The 16,690-nt window shown below is 56.9% G+C and carries 14 protein-coding genes and 1 tRNA gene; 1 reads left to right on the forward strand and 14 read right to left on the reverse strand.

Annotated elements, in window-relative coordinates:
* Positions 1–10: 10 nt before the first annotated feature.
* From EXW95_RS21375 to EXW95_RS12125, 14 genes are all read right to left on the reverse strand, one after another.
* Positions 11–187, reverse strand: a complete 177-nt coding sequence (locus EXW95_RS21375; RefSeq protein WP_174367645.1) for a glycosyltransferase family A protein — start codon at positions 185–187, stop codon at positions 11–13.
* Positions 188–1,264: a glycosyltransferase gene (locus EXW95_RS12065; protein ID WP_174367646.1), complete on the reverse strand. Its 1,077-nt coding sequence runs from the start codon at positions 1,262–1,264 to the stop codon at positions 188–190.
* Position 1,265: 1 nt separating this feature from the next.
* Positions 1,266–2,570: a hypothetical protein gene (locus tag EXW95_RS12070; protein WP_174367647.1), complete on the reverse strand. Its 1,305-nt coding sequence runs from the start codon at positions 2,568–2,570 to the stop codon at positions 1,266–1,268.
* Entirely contained in the window at positions 2,567–3,655 is a 1,089-nt protein-coding gene (gene wecB, locus EXW95_RS12075) for a non-hydrolyzing UDP-N-acetylglucosamine 2-epimerase (protein ID WP_174367648.1), read from the reverse strand. The genes EXW95_RS12070 and wecB overlap by 4 nt, the downstream gene beginning before the upstream one ends.
* On the reverse strand, positions 3,652–5,259 hold the full coding sequence (locus EXW95_RS12080; protein WP_174367649.1) for an asparagine synthase-related protein: 1,608 nt from the start codon (positions 5,257–5,259) through the stop codon (positions 3,652–3,654). The genes wecB and EXW95_RS12080 overlap by 4 nt, the downstream gene beginning before the upstream one ends.
* Before the next feature lie 429 nt (positions 5,260–5,688).
* A complete protein-coding gene (locus EXW95_RS12085; protein ID WP_174367650.1) occupies positions 5,689–6,573 on the reverse strand; it encodes an oligosaccharide flippase family protein in 885 nt (294 codons plus the stop codon).
* Positions 6,570–7,670 (reverse strand): DegT/DnrJ/EryC1/StrS aminotransferase family protein, encoded by a 1,101-nt coding sequence (locus tag EXW95_RS12090; protein ID WP_174367651.1) that lies wholly within the window; start codon positions 7,668–7,670, stop codon positions 6,570–6,572. Before EXW95_RS12090 ends, EXW95_RS12085 begins: the two co-directional genes overlap by 4 nt.
* Positions 7,667–8,266: an acyltransferase gene (locus EXW95_RS12095; protein WP_174367652.1), complete on the reverse strand. Its 600-nt coding sequence runs from the start codon at positions 8,264–8,266 to the stop codon at positions 7,667–7,669. Before EXW95_RS12095 ends, EXW95_RS12090 begins: the two co-directional genes overlap by 4 nt.
* Positions 8,263–9,216 carry a Gfo/Idh/MocA family oxidoreductase gene (locus EXW95_RS12100; protein WP_371810037.1) on the reverse strand — a complete coding sequence of 318 codons (954 nt, stop codon included), beginning with the start codon at positions 9,214–9,216 and terminating at the stop codon, positions 8,263–8,265. Before EXW95_RS12100 ends, EXW95_RS12095 begins: the two co-directional genes overlap by 4 nt.
* The gene (locus tag EXW95_RS12105) at positions 9,213–10,532 is read right to left on the reverse strand and encodes a nucleotide sugar dehydrogenase (RefSeq protein ID WP_174367653.1); all 1,320 of its coding nucleotides are present in this window, start codon (positions 10,530–10,532) and stop codon (positions 9,213–9,215) included. The genes EXW95_RS12100 and EXW95_RS12105 overlap by 4 nt, the downstream gene beginning before the upstream one ends.
* A gap of 228 nt (positions 10,533–10,760) precedes the next feature.
* A tRNA-Glu gene (locus EXW95_RS12110) sits at positions 10,761–10,835 on the reverse strand.
* A gap of 184 nt (positions 10,836–11,019) precedes the next feature.
* Positions 11,020–12,426, reverse strand: coding sequence for a dihydrolipoyl dehydrogenase (lpdA, locus tag EXW95_RS12115; RefSeq protein ID WP_174367654.1), 1,407 nt, complete (start codon positions 12,424–12,426; stop codon positions 11,020–11,022).
* 157 nt (positions 12,427–12,583) lie between these two features.
* On the reverse strand, positions 12,584–13,249 hold the full coding sequence (locus EXW95_RS12120) for a response regulator (RefSeq protein WP_371810038.1): 666 nt from the start codon (positions 13,247–13,249) through the stop codon (positions 12,584–12,586).
* A gap of 5 nt (positions 13,250–13,254) precedes the next feature.
* Positions 13,255–14,874 carry an ATP-binding protein gene (locus tag EXW95_RS12125; RefSeq protein WP_371810039.1) on the reverse strand — a complete coding sequence of 540 codons (1,620 nt, stop codon included), beginning with the start codon at positions 14,872–14,874 and terminating at the stop codon, positions 13,255–13,257.
* 444 nt (positions 14,875–15,318) lie between these two features.
* On the opposite strand from EXW95_RS12125, the gene EXW95_RS12130 reads away from it, so the two are divergent.
* Positions 15,319–16,647, forward strand: a complete 1,329-nt coding sequence (locus tag EXW95_RS12130) for a dicarboxylate/amino acid:cation symporter (RefSeq protein WP_174367656.1) — start codon at positions 15,319–15,321, stop codon at positions 16,645–16,647.
* The last annotated feature ends 43 nt before the right edge of the window (positions 16,648–16,690 follow it).

The raw sequence follows: 16,690 nt of genomic DNA on the forward strand, positions 1-16,690 counted from the left end.
CCATCGCAAATTATTTAATCCGGTCATCGGTAAATCCTCTAGCAATACTCAGGGAATCGTCCGTGGACCCATCATCGATAATAATTAATAGCCAATTTGTATATGTTTGATTTATTACGGACTGAATAGCATCATTCAGGTATTTCCCTGCATTAAAGATTGGAAGACCGACAGTGATTTTAGCCATTTAAATTAACTCTCTAAAGAATTTGAGTCTCTGCTGTTCCTTTACCTTGCTATCTATTTTGTCAACTGCGGATCTCTTCACCCTCTTATTATCCCAATGCTCAGCAAAAGCTAGTATAGCATCAATGTTATGCATTATATTATCCTCGACGTTTTCAAGATTCAGGATAAATTCTGCGCCATCTGGAAAATCTGTATCAATGTATGCGGCTATGATTGGAAGTCCAAATGCTAGATATTCTCTTGACTTTAAGGGAGAGGCTTCGCTCATATTATTTCTATGCATAGCAAGGCTTGCAATTGCGCACACCGAGTCTGAAAAAATTGGGAGATATTCTTTCTGAGTCATATAGCCGTGAAAGCTAATGTTTTCTGGAAGGTTTTCAAGATTGTCCGGAGTATTGCTTCCTATTACATGAAATCGCCTGTTCGGCACGCTTTTGGCTAGTTTGATTATTTTATCTAGGCCATGCCACGATTGTCCATGGTGACCGATGAAAACAAAACTTTTAGCATCAGAATTTATGGACAAGGGTGGATAGTTATCTAAGTCAATTCCATTTGCTATGATCTGATATTCTCTATTATACCTAGCATAGTATGGTTTTCTTGATATTTCGCGCGATACGTAAATAGCCCCCTTGCTGAGCAAAAGAGGTATTGATCTAGTGATTTTATAATATGTCATAAATAAAAATGATGGATGCCTTATCTCACTTAAATCATCTGTGTTAACTTCTGTCACAACGTGGTGTTTAATGTATAGCGGGAGCATATTAATAAAGAATGTATCCTGTCTGGTATACACAATATTTGGCGCAAAAACATTTACCTCACTAATCAATCTGTTGATTGATGCGAGTCTTCCATCTAATGGGGACGGCAGGTTGCCGTCATATATAGCGACGACTACATTCACCCCATCGATATTAATGTCCTGATACTCTTTTATTTTGGATGAAATGAATAGCGTAACAACTTCTCCCGATTGCGACCACTCTTTGGCTTGTAAAATTATCTTTTTAAATACACCACTGCTGGGCGGCATATTTAATTGAAGAAAATAGGCGATCTTCATTCTAGTTAACCTCCTCACTGTTTTTGCTTACCAAAACTCCAAGAACTATGGCAGGCAGCAGAATACCTCCCCAGGTTGTATAATCTGCAAATCCCCCGGAAGTTAAACCTAATAGAGATGGTATTGATAGATACATAGCAAGTGAATGAATGTTGGGATCAAATTTTTTGAACCGACCATCGATAAAAAACAGAATGGAAAATAATATCGATGAAATAATACCAACCCCGAAATAACCCGCCCCTGACCACGCAACGGCAACTATAGAAGCGTTGCTTGCGAAAGTTCTTCCCGTTGCCGTGGTAGCAACTTCATAAATGGATGTATCTGAAGCAGAGCTTGATCCAGGGGTTAGTGGCATTTTAAATATCTTGTGTAGCCCTCGGTATCGAAAGTCTTTAGGGAAAACTTCAAAAAAATTAGTCTCAGTTGCACCAGGGACGGCAAGAGTGCGCAGAAGAATGCTTTGTATTGCGACAGTGGGAGTGAGGCCGAAGTTTACGCTATAAATTGCGGTTCCCGAAACTATAAATACTATTGATGCTATCGAAATAGCTTTGAGGTACTGAGATAGGGCAGATTTCAATAACCCGCTTTTAGTTAGGTTGCCCCATAGGAGAATTGCTATGTATAACAGTAGTGAAAGTACTACAGGCGCCTTTTCTCGAGTTTGAATTGCGTAAACGAGAGAAAGCATGCTGCATAATCCCCACCAAGCATATTTGTATTTATTCCCTGAGTATATAATATATGATGCGAAGAGTGGAAATATTATTTTTGATGATAGAGAAGCGAGATAGGCGCCTTGTCCATTCTCAATTTTTTCACGAAGAAGTGATCTTGAGGCAATTGCATCTGATGTGCTAGCAAAAGAAATTTGTGTTGTTAGTAAGATTTCCAAACCTGGACCAAGAAACATGTATCTTGCTGTGGAGATTAGGCCTAGCGCAAATAAAGATATTACGATTGAGGATCTAAAGGAGATGTTTTTACGATAATGTTCATTAGTAGATTTCGACTGAAAAAATAGGAGCAGTGAAGAAATTGAGAGAAAAATCCAGTGAGAAAAAATTTGCGAGGAGTATCTGTCGGCATCCAGATCATTAATGAGAAATTCTGGATTATCTAGGTATGGGATATTACTGAGATCAAAGTACGGTATATATGATAGGCTTATTGAATCTAATAAGATAAAGCCTACGACTGTTAAAGAAAGAATGGAAGATTTCTGATTCCTAATTGCAAAGAATGCAATAATTAAAACCGTAAAGCATACAAAAGCATGTGCAATGGAAAGAAATATCATACTTTCCGATGTCTAAGATATTCTTCGATCTGGTGGACGATCAGAGTGCATGCATCGCCGCCACCGTATAACTTAGCCTCCGGATTTCCGGGAGTGATATTGTTGAAAGCACTCATGGCTATTTCTATATCATTGGGGTTAACAAGTTTATTCCAACCGTGATGAATCAACTCATTCCATTCGGTTTCGCTTCTCAGTGTCAAGCATGGTGTTTTGTGAAAGTACGCTTCTTTTTGGACTCCTCCTGAATCTGTCACTATCACGCGTGCGGATCTTTCCAGTTTGACCATGTTGATATAGGAAACTGGATCAATTAACAGTATGTTGTCATTGAGAATTCTGTCGATACCGCTTTCTTGAATTTTCTTTCTGGTTCTTGGATGAAGGGGCAGTACAACTTTTTCAGATTCGGCAATGCGATTTAGAAAAGTGAAAACATCTTGAAGAACGGTGGGATTGTCTGTGGTTTCGGCTCTATGAATGGTCGCCAGTATAAATTGCTTGTGCTGTATGGACAGGTCGTCAAGAATCGATGATTGACGTTTTCCGTAATGCACTGCTGCGTCATACATCACGTCGCCATAATTATAGATCAGCGCGCCATCAATGCCCTCTTTGCGAAGATTGCTGACTGCTTCTTCTGTGGGGGAAAATAAAAGCGTGGAGATGTGATCAGTCAACACTCTGTTGATTTCTTCGGGCATTCGGCGGTTAAATGATCTCAAGCCAGATTCGATATGAAAGACGGGGATATTCAGCTTGCTGGCGGCCAATGCGCCTGCAATGGTGGAATTGGTGTCGCCGAAGACAATGACCCCTGCTGGTTCTTCGTGCATAAGTATTTCTTCAATAACAGAAAGCATCTGGCCTGTTTGGTGACCGTGATTGGATGATCCCACGTTAAGTGAATATTTGGGTGGTTCAATATCTAATTCTTCAAAGAACACGGCGTTCATGTTTGAGTCGTAGTGCTGTCCTGTCTCTATCAGTATTGATTCAATCTTCCCGCTTTCCCTGATTGCTTTTGATAGAATGGCGTATTTTATAATTTGCGGTCGCGTTCCTATTACTGTAACGATCTTCACTTTTTTCCTCCGATGAGATTGTGAAGTATGTAGTGCGCTAAATACCCATTGACAGTGGCGTAACTCCCATGATTAATAGATGATTCTTTGGACAGATATTGCTCTAAATATCCAAAGTTGTTTATGTCCTTTGGGTTTATTGTATTATCTATCTTATAGTATATTTTAAGCATTGTATTTAAAAGAAGCGGTGGCACGATCTTGGATATCTTTTTGCCCAGTTTGCCTCTCGATTTTGGGGTCGGCTTTAGAAAACCTACCTCTTGTTTATTAAATAGATACTCAAATAAAAAGGCGTTATAGAGCTTGTTATCGATTCTCAGAGTGTTATTTATTGAATACCAGTAGTTAACCAGCTCGTCATCCCACAGGGGGAGTCTGTACTCGTATTCAAAGTACTCAAACAGGCGAACTGCATTGACGACAAATTTGCTAACCTTGTGCTCTGTAAACCAAATCTCGTTCGCCTCTATAAATTCTTCCGAATTGCTGCCGACTGGCATCAGGTGTGACAAGAATAACCGGACATCATTTTTAATAAGCTCTCTCTGGAATTCTTTATCGGGCGATGTAATATTGATGAGATGTTTCTGGATTATGTAATCGGTGATATCCGGGTAGCTAGCTTCTTCTCCGTCAGAATTTATGTATGATGCAGGAAGATAGCTGCCGCCGATGAGATCCCCGCAGAATCCAGGAACGATTATTGCATCTTTCTCAATGAGATCATTGTCTTTCAAATGCTTAAGTGCAATAAAGTCTTGAATATGTGGGACTGCTGAAAAGTAGTGGTGCTCGGAAATATACTTATGAAAGGATGCTGATTCGGCAGCCATTCGCCATTTTTCCGGCGTATATTCAACAAATGCACAATCGTAGCCAATTTTCTGAGCTACTTGTTGGGCGATCTTAACTTCAAAGCTATCTGATCTGCCGTAGGTGTAGCATATTACGTTTTTTGCTCCCAGCATTTTGAGCATTGTGACGATGTAGCGTGAGTCGTAGCCACCACTTAAAGGAATGGCGAGTTGCTTTCCTTTCGATGACTGTATTAGCCTCTGGAAGACGCGAATCGATATGTTTGATAATTCATGTTTTATCTTGACTGTATCGTGATTATTCCTGTGATGAGTGTGTCTCCAGTAATAATCGATGCTCAGTTGATTATCATTTTTGTCTAATACGGCAGTCTGGCCTGGCATTAATTGTCGCCAGTCGGTAAGTAAAGTCCTATCGTTAAACGTGTAGCTTGACGCCAAGAATTCACTTCTGGCAAGGTCGTCTATAGTTATGCTGATATCTGATGCTAGCAATTCGTCCCTAAAAACGTATTTTCCATCGACTTTACAGTAAAAAATAGGGAAAGTTCTTATTTTATCGGTACATACAATTGAATAATTATCTGTATCTATCTTGAATGCAAACATACCATTGAGCTGCGTTAATATAACCTGTCTTGCATCATTAATATTTAATGTGTCTCTCAGAAATAATATTGCATCCAGTCCTTCATAGAAGTCATCTTTATGGTAGAAATATCCTTTAAAGTAATCATTTCCCAGTGTGTGCCACTGAAAGCCTGAATTATTTGATATATGAAACATCTTGGCCTCCTTAGTTGTAGTATGATGCAATGCTGGTGAGTGTGATAGCTGCAATCGACGTGATTATTAATAGTGTTAGCTTGCTAGAATGTGCTTTGCAAATATTTAATATATAGAGCAGCATTATTATCCATGAAATAAAGCCTGTGGCGCTGAAAATTGCGAGATTCGCCTCGCTTGAAGATGTTAATTTTGCTCCAATGAATATTACTGCAATTCTAGATATAAAAAGAAATATATTGAAAAGTAGATTCTCGGTGAATTTTTCAAGAACAATAAGCGAATTTGATAGAGGAGAAGCTATGAAAACAACCATAAACCAGGGTGTCAGAATTTCCGCCTGTCTTCCTGCATCTTGCCACTCGATCCCGAAAAAAAGACCAAAAATCGACCCCCCGTACATCATAAATAAGCACGCCAGCGGAGTACTCACAGTAAATAGGAGGATTGAGAGCTTTCGTGTGAGTTGCTGGATATGATTTGAATCCGATTTATTTTTGAGATCTGCTGTAAATATATTTGCCCAATTGAACTTCCTATAAAAGCCGATGGAATATTCATTACTCTGTTTGCGAGTCCAAATTGCCCCGCAAAGTGGGTGCCAAATAAACTGGCAAACCCGAGAACGGGGATTTGAGTTGACGCAGAGTTGAGTAGGGCTGCTGGTAGTATTTTTAATGGATATTCAGTGCGGCTTTTTATTGTTTCCATTATTCTTATGTGATCCCCGTTGCTTTTTAGGGGATGCAGTTTGCCACTTGTTACTTTCAGTAAAAAAAGAATGCAGGCAAGATTTCCAACGATGGCACCTAAGATCAAACCGCTGCCTGTCATTGTGATAAATTTAACTGCTATGAGAAATTGAAAGGCGACAGTTGTTGTTGTCAGCACGATTTTTGAGATAGCTAAATCTCTAGTTGCTTCTAGTTTAAGTGTGAGTAGAGTAAGAGACTGGATAAATATGGAGGATGCGCAGAATAGCAGCAGAACTAAAAAGTCATATGGTGTACTTACCCACCTGTTGGGTATCAGATAAAATAGCCCGCTGACTATAATACTGGAAGCCAATCCAATTAAAAGGGATGTGTAGTAAAATCCGCTGATTTCAGCTCTGTTATTTGAAAGTATGATACCCTGCTCATACTTCAGTGAACCTCCTACAGCTATGAGTGATGAAGCGGAAAAGTAAATTGCAAAAAGCCCAAAATCCTCTGGTGAATATACCCGAGTCAAAAGTGGTGTAAAAGCAAGTGGAATCAATTGTGAGACAATTGATCCGGATGAAAGAAGTGCGATTTTTGATATTATGGTCATTCTAATTGAAGAAGGCGTGCAATATTATAATCTGCCGTAAATTCCATGTAATGTCCCATGGGCAGACTCAGTGCTTCCTGTGCGGCCTGGGCGCTGTGGGGGTAGGTGGGGTACTGGCCCTTGTAGATGGGCAGCTGGTCCTGGGGGATGGGGTAGTAGACCATGGTGCCGATGCCGTGCGCGGCGAGGTGTTGTTGCAGTGCGTCGCGGCGGCCGTTCTGCACGCGGATGGTGTACTGGTGGAAGACGTGCCCGTCGGTGATGGTGGGCGTGATGATGCCGGGGATGTCCTGCAGGGCGTCGTTGTACGCCTGGGCGACGGCGCGGCGGTGGGTGTTCCAGCGTTCGATGTGGGGGAGTTTCACGCGGAGGATGGCGGCCTGGATGGTGTCGAGGCGGCTGTTGTACCCGACGGTTTCGTTGTGGTATTTCTTGCGGCTGCCGTGGACGCGGAGCATGCGGGCGGTGTCGGCGAGGGTGTCGTCGTTGGTGGCGATGAGGCCGCCGTCGCCGTACGCGCCGAGGTTCTTGCTGGGGAAGAAGGAGTACGCGCCGATGTCGCCGATGGTGCCGGTGTGCTGGTTGTTCCAGCGGGCGCCGAAGCTCTGGGCGCAGTCTTCGATGACGCGCAGGCCGTGTTTGTGGGCGACTGTTTGGATGCGGGTCATGTCGGTGGGGTTGCCGTACAGGTGGACGGGCATGATCGCGCGGGTGCGGGGGGTGATGGCCGCTTCGATCAGGTCGGGGTCGATGTTCATGGTGGTGGGGTCGATGTCCACGAACACGGGGGTGGCGCCGACCATGCTGATGCTTTCGGCGGTGGCGAAGAACGTGAAGGGGGTGGTGATGACTTCGTCGCCGGGGCCGATGTTCAGGGCGCGCAGGGCGATGACGAGGGCGTCGGTGCCGCTGTTGACGCCGATGGCGTGTTTGACGCCGAGGTACGTGGCGACTTCCTGTTCGAAGGCGTGGACGTCTTCGCCCATGATGAAGTCGGTGCGGTCGAGGACGCGGCTGATGGCGGCGAGGATCTCGGGGCGCAGCTCGTTGATTTCGGGGCTGAGGTCCAGGATGGGGATGTGGGTCTGGGTGGTCAAGTGAGTCTCCTGATGTCGGTGTCGCTGACCTTGTGGTAGGTGTGGCCGGTGCTGTCGGTGACGGTGTCGGTGTCCGTGAAGTCCAGGCGGTCGCCGCTGGCGCTCATGTACCCGACGGGTCGGGCGGGGACGCCGGCGACGATGGTGTAGGGGGGGACGTCGTGGGTGACGACGGCTCCGGCGGCGACGAACGCGCCTTCGTGCAGGGTGATGCCGGTGACGATGGTGGCGTTCGCGCCGATGCTGGCGCCGCGTTTGACGTGCGTGACGGTGTAGTCGGCGCTGGTGTTGCGTGGAAATTCGCTGCGGGGCGTGCGGACGTTCGTGAAGACCATGCTGGGGCCGCAGAAGACGTAGTCGTCGAGGATGACGCCTTCGTAGATGCTGACGTTGTTCTGGATTTTCACGCCGTTGCCGATGGTGACGCCGGGCGCGACGAACACGTTCTGCCCGAGACTGCAGCCTTCGCCGATGTGCGCGCGGGGGCTGACGTGGCTGTAATGCCAGATCTTGGTGCGGGCTCCGATGTGGGCGCCGTCGTCGATGGTGGCGGTGGGGTGGGCGTAGTAGTCGCTGGGGGTCTGGGTGTCGCTCATGGCAGCAGGCGGTGGCGGGTCTGCGCGGTGGGGGTGATCAGCGGCAGGGTGCGGATGCGGGCGACGGTTTCGATGGCGCCGCGCGTGTCTTCCAGGCTGAAGCCGTTCCCGGCGATGGTGCGGCGGTACACGTCGGTGTGCAGGTCCGTGAAGCCTTCGCTGAACTCGATTTCCTGCCCGTCGATGGTGATGGAGCGGTAGGTGCGCTGTCCTTTGGCCTGGAGGTCCTGGGGGACGTAGCTCTCGTCGATGGCGAGCATCCAGCGGACGCGGGCGCGTTCGAGTTCCAGGTAGCCGCTGTTGAGGGTGTCGGTGCGGGTGTGGACCTCGACGTGTTTCAGGTCACCGAACAGCCAGGTGAGCATGTCGAAGAAGTGTACGCCGATGTTGGTGGCGAGCCCGCCGCTTTCGTCGACGCGGCCCTTCCAGGAGCGGAGGTACCAGGTGCCGCGGCTGGTGACGTAACTCAGGTCGACGTCCTTCTGGCCCTGGTCGCCTGCGGCGTCGAGTTGTTCTTTCAGTTTGACCAGCGCGGCGTGCGTGCGGAGTTGCAGGATGGTCCAGACGCGCCGTCCGGTTTCCTGTTCGACGTCCTGGAGGCTGTCGATGTCGCTGGGGTGCAGCACGATGGGTTTCTCGCACAGGGCGTCGGCGCCGGCGCGCAGGGCCATGCGGATGTGCGGGTCGTGCAGGTGGTTGGGGCTGCAGATGCTCAGGTAGTCCAGGCCGGTCCCGGCGCGGCGGGCGGCGTGCAGGTACTGTTCGAACTTCTCGGGTTGCGTGTAGAACTCGCATCTGGGGAAGTAGCTGTCCATGATGCCGACCGAGTCGAAGGGGTCGAGCGCGGCGGTCAGGACGTTGCCGGTGTCCTTGATGGCTTTCATGTGGCGCGGGGCGATGTAGCCGCTGGCGCCGGTCAGGCCGAACCGCAGGGGGGTGGGGGCGCTCACAGCATCACCACGCGGTCTTTGCCCGTCAGGTGCCGGGTGGCGTTGCGGGTGTCGAGGACGCGCTGGGCGCGGTTGATGACGTTCTGGTAGTCGACGTCGCTGTGCTGCGTGGTGATGATGATCAGGTCGGCCGTGTCGAGCAGGTCGTCGGTCAGGTCGACGCTGCGGGCGTCGAGGCCGTGTTCGGTGACGTGCGGGGTCCAGGTGTCGTGGAACTGCACGTCGGCGCCCGCCTGCTGGAGCAACTGGTAGATGTGGATGGCGGGGCTCTCGCGGTAGTCGTCCAGGTCGCCCTTGTAGGCCATGCCGAGCAGCAGGACGCGGCTGCCGTTCAGCGCCTTGCGGTCCATGTTCAGGACGCGGGCGGCCTTGTCGACGACGAATTCGGGCATCTTGCGGTTGGTTTCACCGGCCAGCGCGATGAAGTGCGTCTGGAAGTTGTACTCGCGGGCTTTCCATTCCAGGTAGTGCGGGTCCAGGGGAATGCAGTGCCCGCCGACGCCGGGGCCGGGGTAGAAGGGCATGATCCCGAAGGGTTTGGTGAACGCGGCGTCGAGGACTTCCCAGACGTTCAGGCCCATGCGGTCGCACAGCAGGGCGATCTCGTTCGCCAGGGCGATGTTCACGGCGCGGAAGGTGTTCTCGTACACCTTGACCATCTCGGCGGCCTTGGCGCTGCTGACGGGCACGATGTGTTCGATGGCCTGCTGGTAGAAGGTGACGGCGACGCGCAGACTTTCGGGGTCGTGTCCGCCGACGACCTTGTTGGTGTTCTTGGTGCTGTAGCGTTTGTTGCCCGGGTCGACGCGTTCGGGGGAGTGCGCCAGGTAGAAGTCCTGTCCGGCTCTGAGCCCACTGCGTTCCAGGATGGGTTTCATGATTTCTTCGGTGGTGCCGGGGTAGGTGGTGCTTTCCAGGCTGATCAGCTGTCCGGGGCGCAGGTGCGCGGCGATCTGTTCGGTGACGCTGCGGACGTAGCTGAGGTCGGGGGAGAGGTTCTGGTCGAGGGGGGTGGGGACGCAGATGACGAGGACGTCCATGTCGGCGAGGCGGGTCATGTCGGTGGTGGCGTCGACCAGTCCGCGCTGGACGACGTCGCGCAGTTCCTCGTCCTTGACGTCGCTGATGTAGTTCTGCCCGGTGCGGACCTGCTCGGCGCGGGCGGCGCTGCGGTCGAAACCGGTGACGTGGAAGCCGACCTTGGCCTTCTCGACGAGGAACGGCAGGCCCACGTAGCCGAGGCCGATCACGCCGATGCGTGCCTCGCGGCTGAGGATGCGGTCTTCCAGGGCGGGCCGGGTTTGTGTGTCAGTCATGTGTGCCTCGGGTGTGGTGTGGGCTGCATGTCCCCATGAGAGCTATAGCGCGGGGGCGTGAGCCGGGAATTGTGCTCAGCCTATCACTGGCTCATTTTTCCTTGAGGCGTTTCTCATATCTGGGCCGGGTCCATACATCGGCCCCCGCGGCGTCAGGCCCCGGGGTATGTAAAAAGCGATTGGTATGCAAAAAGCGCTCGCCTCTGCGGGTGCAGAGGCGAGCGTTCGTGGTGACCCCAACGGGATTCGAACCCGTATCGCTACCTTGAAAGGGTAGTGTCCTAACCGTTAGACGATGGGGCCACACCACTTCAGTTGTCGTCGGCTTGCGCCTTCGCTTCCTGCCTTTCAAGGGGCGCCGTTTCCGGCACGCACAGAAAGATACAGGCTTTCCGTGATTTCGTCAAGCGGTGTGTGCGGGTGCCGTGCGTGGCATGGCAGGGGCGGGGCGGACCGCGGTGGTCACGCCCCGCCCGGAGTGCGGTTTTTACATGTGCAGCGCGCGTTTGTCGGTGGCCAGGGCGGCCTCCTTGACGACTTCAGACAGGGTGGGGTGGGCGTGGACGGTACGGGCGAGGTCCTCGCTGCTGCCGCCGAACTCCATGATCGCCACGACCTCGCCGATCAGTTCGCTGACGCCACCACCGATCATGTGCACGCCCAGCAGCCTGTCCGTCTGCGCGTCGGCGATGATCTTCACGAAGCCGCGCGTGTCGCCGTGGCCCAGGGCGCGCCCGTTCGCGCTGAACGGGAACTGCCCGGTCTTGATGCTCAGGCCCTTCTCTTTCGCCTGCTTCTCGGTCAGGCCGGCCCAGGCGATCTCGGGGCTGGTGTAGATCACCCAGGGGATCACGTCGTAGTTCACGTGCCCGGCCTGCCCGGCCAGCATCTCGGCGAGGGCCACGCCCTCTTCCTCGGCCTTGTGGGCGAGCATGGCGCCGCCGATCACGTCGCCGATGGCGTACACGCCGGGGAGGTTCGTGCGGTAGTGGTGATCGACCTTCACGAAGCCGCGCTCGTCCAGCGCGAGACCCACCGCGTCGGCCCCGAGGCCCTGGGTGTGGGGCACGCGGCCGATGGACACGATCAGCTTGTCGAAGCGCGCCGTGACCGCCTGATCCTTCTCGGTGTAGGTGACGCTGACGCCGGTCTCGTCCTGCTCGACGGCGGTGATGTTCACGCCGAAGTGGAAGTCCAGGCCCTGCTTCTGGAACAGCTTCAGGCCCTCCTTGGCAATCGCGTCGTCGGCAGCCATCAGGAAGCCCGGCAGGGCCTCCAGCACCGTCACCTGGGCGCCCAGGCGGCGCCACACGCTGCCCAGTTCCAGGCCGATCACGCCCGCGCCGATCACACCCAGCTTGCCGGGCACTTCCGTGAAGCTCAGCGCGCCGCTGTTCTCCACGACGTGCCCACCGAAGGGGGCCAGGGGCAGCGCGCGGGGGCTGCTGCCGGTCGCGACGATCACGTGCTTCGCCTTCACCTCGGTGCCCGCCGCGTCCACGATCCACCCGTCGCCGTCCTGGCGCACGAGGCGGCCCAGGCCGTGAATGCTGGTGATCTTGTTCTTGCGGAACAGGAACGCCACGCCGCCCGTCAGCTTGTCCACCACGCCGCTCTGACGCTTCAGCATCTGCGCGACGTCCACGGACGCGCCCTGCACGTTGATGCCGTGCTCGGCGAAGTCATGCTGGAGCATCTCGAACTTCTCGCTGCTGTCCAGCATCGCCTTGCTGGGAATGCAGCCCACGTTCAGGCAGGTGCCCCCCAGGGACGCCTTGCCATTCCGCTCGAAGGCGTCCACGCAGGCCGTCTTGAAGCCCAGCTGCGCCGCGCGAATCGCCGCCACGTACCCCGCGGGGCCGCCACCAATCACCAGAACGTCGTAAGAATCCATAGCGTCTCGCAGCGTACCACCGCCCCGAAAAGCCCAGCGTGACGCGTTCCCCGCTCAGGGACAGAGGGGGGAGATGGTGAACGGTTGATGGTTGATGGAAGCTTCTGCTGAAGCGGAGGCCAGAGCTGGTCTATCACCCATCGACCATCACCCATCCTCACCCCCGCCGGTAGCGTTTCGCTGGGCGGCCCCCGGTGCGGGCGTCGGTGCCCACGCTCGCCTCGCCGGTCTCGACGAGGTGTTCGAGGTACCGCCACGCGGTCACGCGTGACAGGCCCACGCGGGTGCCCAGCTCGGCGGCGCTCGCCTCGCCCAGGTCGCGCAGGGCGGCGCGCACGCGGCGCAGCGTGTCCCCGTCCAGCCCCGAGGCGTCCGGGGCGGCCGGTGGGGCGAACAGGGCGTCCAGGTGGCCCTGGCGCACGTCCCCCTGCGCCCACAGCGCCGCACGCTCCCGGGCGCGATCCAGCGCCAGCGTGAAACGCCCCGGCGTCACGGGTTTCACGAGGTAATCCGCCGCGCCGTGCAGCAGCGCGTCCTGCACGCTGGGCGCGTCGCTGGCGGCCGTGACCAGGATCGCGTCCACCCGCGCGCCACTCATGCGCGCCTCGCGCAGCAGGTCCAGGCCGCGCCCGTCGGGCAGGTGCACGTCCAGCAGCAGCAGGTCCGGGTGCAGGGTCCGCAGCATGGCCCGCGCCACCCGCAGCGACTCCGCCTGCCCCAGCACCGTGAAGCCCCCGGCGCGCTCCAGCAGCCGCCAGTGCAGCGCCGCGATCTGCGGGTCGTCCTCGACGATCAGCACGCGCAGGGGTGGGGGAGAGGTCACACCGCTCATTCTTCGGCCTCGGGGAGGGGCACGTCCAGCGTGAAGCGCGTCCAGTCCCGCCCGTCCGCCTGCACGCGGTCGTGCGAGAGGGCCGCGCCGAGCGCCTGCGCCCGGTCTGACACCAGCGCCAGCCCCACGCCGCGCCCCGCGCCCTTGCTGCTCACGCCCCGCACCGTCAGGGTGTCCGCCAGCGCCGGGGGCACGCCATCGCCCGTGTCGCGCACCTCCAGGATCAGGCCTTCCGGGTCGGTGGCGATCAGCACCCGCACCTCGGCGTCCGGCGGGCCGCTCGCCGCCTCCAGCGCGTTCTCGATCAGGTTCCCCGCCGCGAGTTCCAGCAGGTCCAGCACCCCCGGCGGCAGCGTGCCCGGCAGCGCCGACAGCGGATCGAGGGTGAGGGTCACGCCCCGTTCCGCCGCGCGGTCGAACTTGCCCAGCAGCAGCGCCGAGAGCCGCACGTGCCGCAGCGCCCCCACCGCCTGCAGGTGCGCCTCGTGCCGCGCGGACTGCGCGTGGATCAGGGCCAGGGCCTCGCGCGTCTCGCCCAGGTGCAGCAGGCCCGCCAGGGTGTGCAGGCGGTTCGTGAACTCGTGCGTCTGCGCCCGCAACAGCTCCGCGTAACGCTGCGACTGCGTCAACTCGTCCGCCAGCGCCCGCACCCGCGCCAGGTCCCGCAGCGTGACCACCACCGCGCCCTCTCCGGCCTCCTGCGCGGCCAGCAGCACCGGGCGGCCCCCGACCTCCGCCGTGAGCGGCCCCGCCCCCGGCACGGGCAGCGGGAGGCCCGGCGGCCACGGCAGCGGCAGCGCGGCGTCCGGGGTGCCCAGCAGCGCGCGGGCCTGGGGGTTCATCACGAACACCTGCCCCGCGCGGGCCACCAGCACCCCTTCCTCCAGGGTGTTCAGCACCGCCCGGTACTGCCGCAGGCCCCCGGCGATCTGCTCGGGTTCCAGACCCAGCATCTCGGTCTTCACGCGCCGCGCCACCCCCAGCGCCAGCGCCAGAGCCAGCCCCAGCGCCAGCAGGTACCACGGGAGTCCCGCGCGCAGCACCTCCAGAAACACGTCCCGCAACCGGGGCAGCAGGAAGCCCACGCTCGCCAGGCCCAGCACCCGCCCCGCACCGTCCACGATGGGTATCTTCGATCGCACCGAGCGGCCCAGCGTGCCCTGCACCGTCTCCGTGATGCTCCGGCCCCGCAGGAACGCCGTGAAGTCCCCGCCCTGCATGCGCTGCCCCACCTGCGCCGCGTTCGGGTGCGTCAGCCGCCGCGCGTCCCGGTCGGTGACCACCACGTAATCCGCGCCCAGCTGATCCCGGTAGCGGTTCATCAGGGCGTTCAGGTTCGCCCGCTCGGCCGCGTTCCCCGACAGGGCCGCCACGACCGGCGGGAGGGTCGCCACCAGCCGCGACTCGCGCAGGGACCGCTCCGCGAACGAGCGGTGAATGCCGCCCGACACGCCCTGACTGACCAGCCCCGCCACCGGCAGGCCCAGCAGCAGGAACGCGCCCAGCGTCGTCAGGAACAACCTCGGCCCGACCCGCAGCAGGCGCGGCGTGTGCGGCAGCGCCACCTCACGCGCCAGCGGCGGCACGCGGGACGGGGCAGGCAGGCGGGAGGGCACGGTGACCGCAGTGTAGGCCCCACCCCCACCCCTGATACGGACTCCGATTGAAACGTCTTCTGTAACGCCATTCCTGCTCACCCCCTCCCGGCCTCCCCCCTCAAGGGGGAGGGGTCAACACTGCGTATTTCTCGCTGGTCTGCCCTGAAGTGATGAACCTGTCCGCACCATTGATGAACCACCCTCCACGGCCCTTGTGTTCACCGGGTGTACGAATCCCCACCCCACCCAGGCAGGGGCTGCGCGCCCGGCAGGACGGCCTCCAGCCCCACCCCACCCGGTCGCCGCCGCGCACTGCCGGGGACAGGCGTCCCGCGCCGCGCGCATGCTGGGCGGCACCACAACCCCCACCCGGTCCTGCACCCGCGCAGGCTCACCCCCCACGGCGCACGCCCCCGCGCCCCCCCAATCCGCGCCCACCGTCGGCGCACCGGAGGACACCTCATGCCCAAACTGTTCCGCAGTCTCTACGCGCAGGTGCTGATCGCCATCGTGATCGGCGTGCTCGTCGGCCACTTCTTCCCCACCGTCGGGGAAGGGCTCAAACCCCTCGGGGACGGCTTCATCAAACTGATCAAGGTCGTCATCGGCCCCATCATCTTCTGCACCGTCGTCAGCGGCGTCGCCAGCATGCGCGACACCAAGAAGATCGGCCGCGTCGGCGGCAAGGCCCTGCTGTACTTCGAGGTCGTCACCACCGCCGCCCTGCTGATCGGGCTGGTCGTCGTGAACCTCGTCGGCCCCGGACGCGGCATGAACATCAACCCCGCCACGCTGGACACCAGCGCCATCACCAAGTACACCGACGCCGCCGGCGAGCAGACCGTCGCGGACTTCATCCTGCACGTCATTCCCACCACCTTCGTCAGCGCCTTCACCGAGGGGGACCTGCTGCAGGTGCTGCTCATCGCGCTGCTCAGCGGCTTCGCCCTGATCCGCATGGGCGACCTGGGCCAGCGCGTCCTGAAAGGCATCGACGCGGTCAGCGTCATGGTGTTCCAGATCCTGGGCTTCATCATGAAACTCGCCCCGATCGGCGCGTTCGGCGCGATGGCCTTCACCATCGGCAAGTACGGCGTCGGCAGCCTCCAGCAGCTCGCGTACCTGATGGGCACCTTCTACGTCACCTGCGCCCTGTTCGTGTTCGTCCTGCTGAACATCATCGCCAAACTGGCCGGATTCAGCCTCGTGAAGTTCCTGCGCTACATCCGGGAAGAACTGCTGCTCGTGCTCGGCACCAGCTCCAGCGAGAGCGCCCTGCCGCGCCTCATGGCCAAACTCGAACACGCCGGAGCGAACAAGAGCGTCGTCGGCCTCGTCGTCCCCACCGGGTACTCCTTCAACCTCGACGGCACCAGCATCTACCTGACCATGGCCGCCGTGTTCATCGCCCAGGCCACCAACACCAACCTGTCTTTCGCGCAGGAAGTCGCCCTGCTCGGCATCCTCCTGCTCACCAGCAAGGGCGCCGCGGGCGTCACCGGCAGCGGCTTCGTCGTCCTCGCAGGCACCCTCGCCGCCCTCGGCACCGTCCCCGTCGCGGGCCTCGCCCTGATCCTCGGCATCGACCGCTTCATGAGCGAAGGCCGCGCCATCACCAACATCATCGGCAACGGCGTCGCCACCCTCGTCGTCGCCCGCAGCGAGAAAGCACTCGACATGAACCGCCTCACCCGCGTCCTCAACGGCGAACAACTCCCCCCCGCCACCGCCGACGTCCAGGCCGAAGAACACGGCGAAGGACGCAAGCTGGGCAGCGCACAGCCCGCGTAGAGTTGATAGTGAAAAGTTGATGGTTGATGGAGTGGGGAACGCC

The sequence above is a fragment of the Deinococcus sp. JMULE3 genome, assembly GCF_013337115.1.
Classification (GTDB): Bacteria; Deinococcota; Deinococci; order Deinococcales; family Deinococcaceae; genus Deinococcus.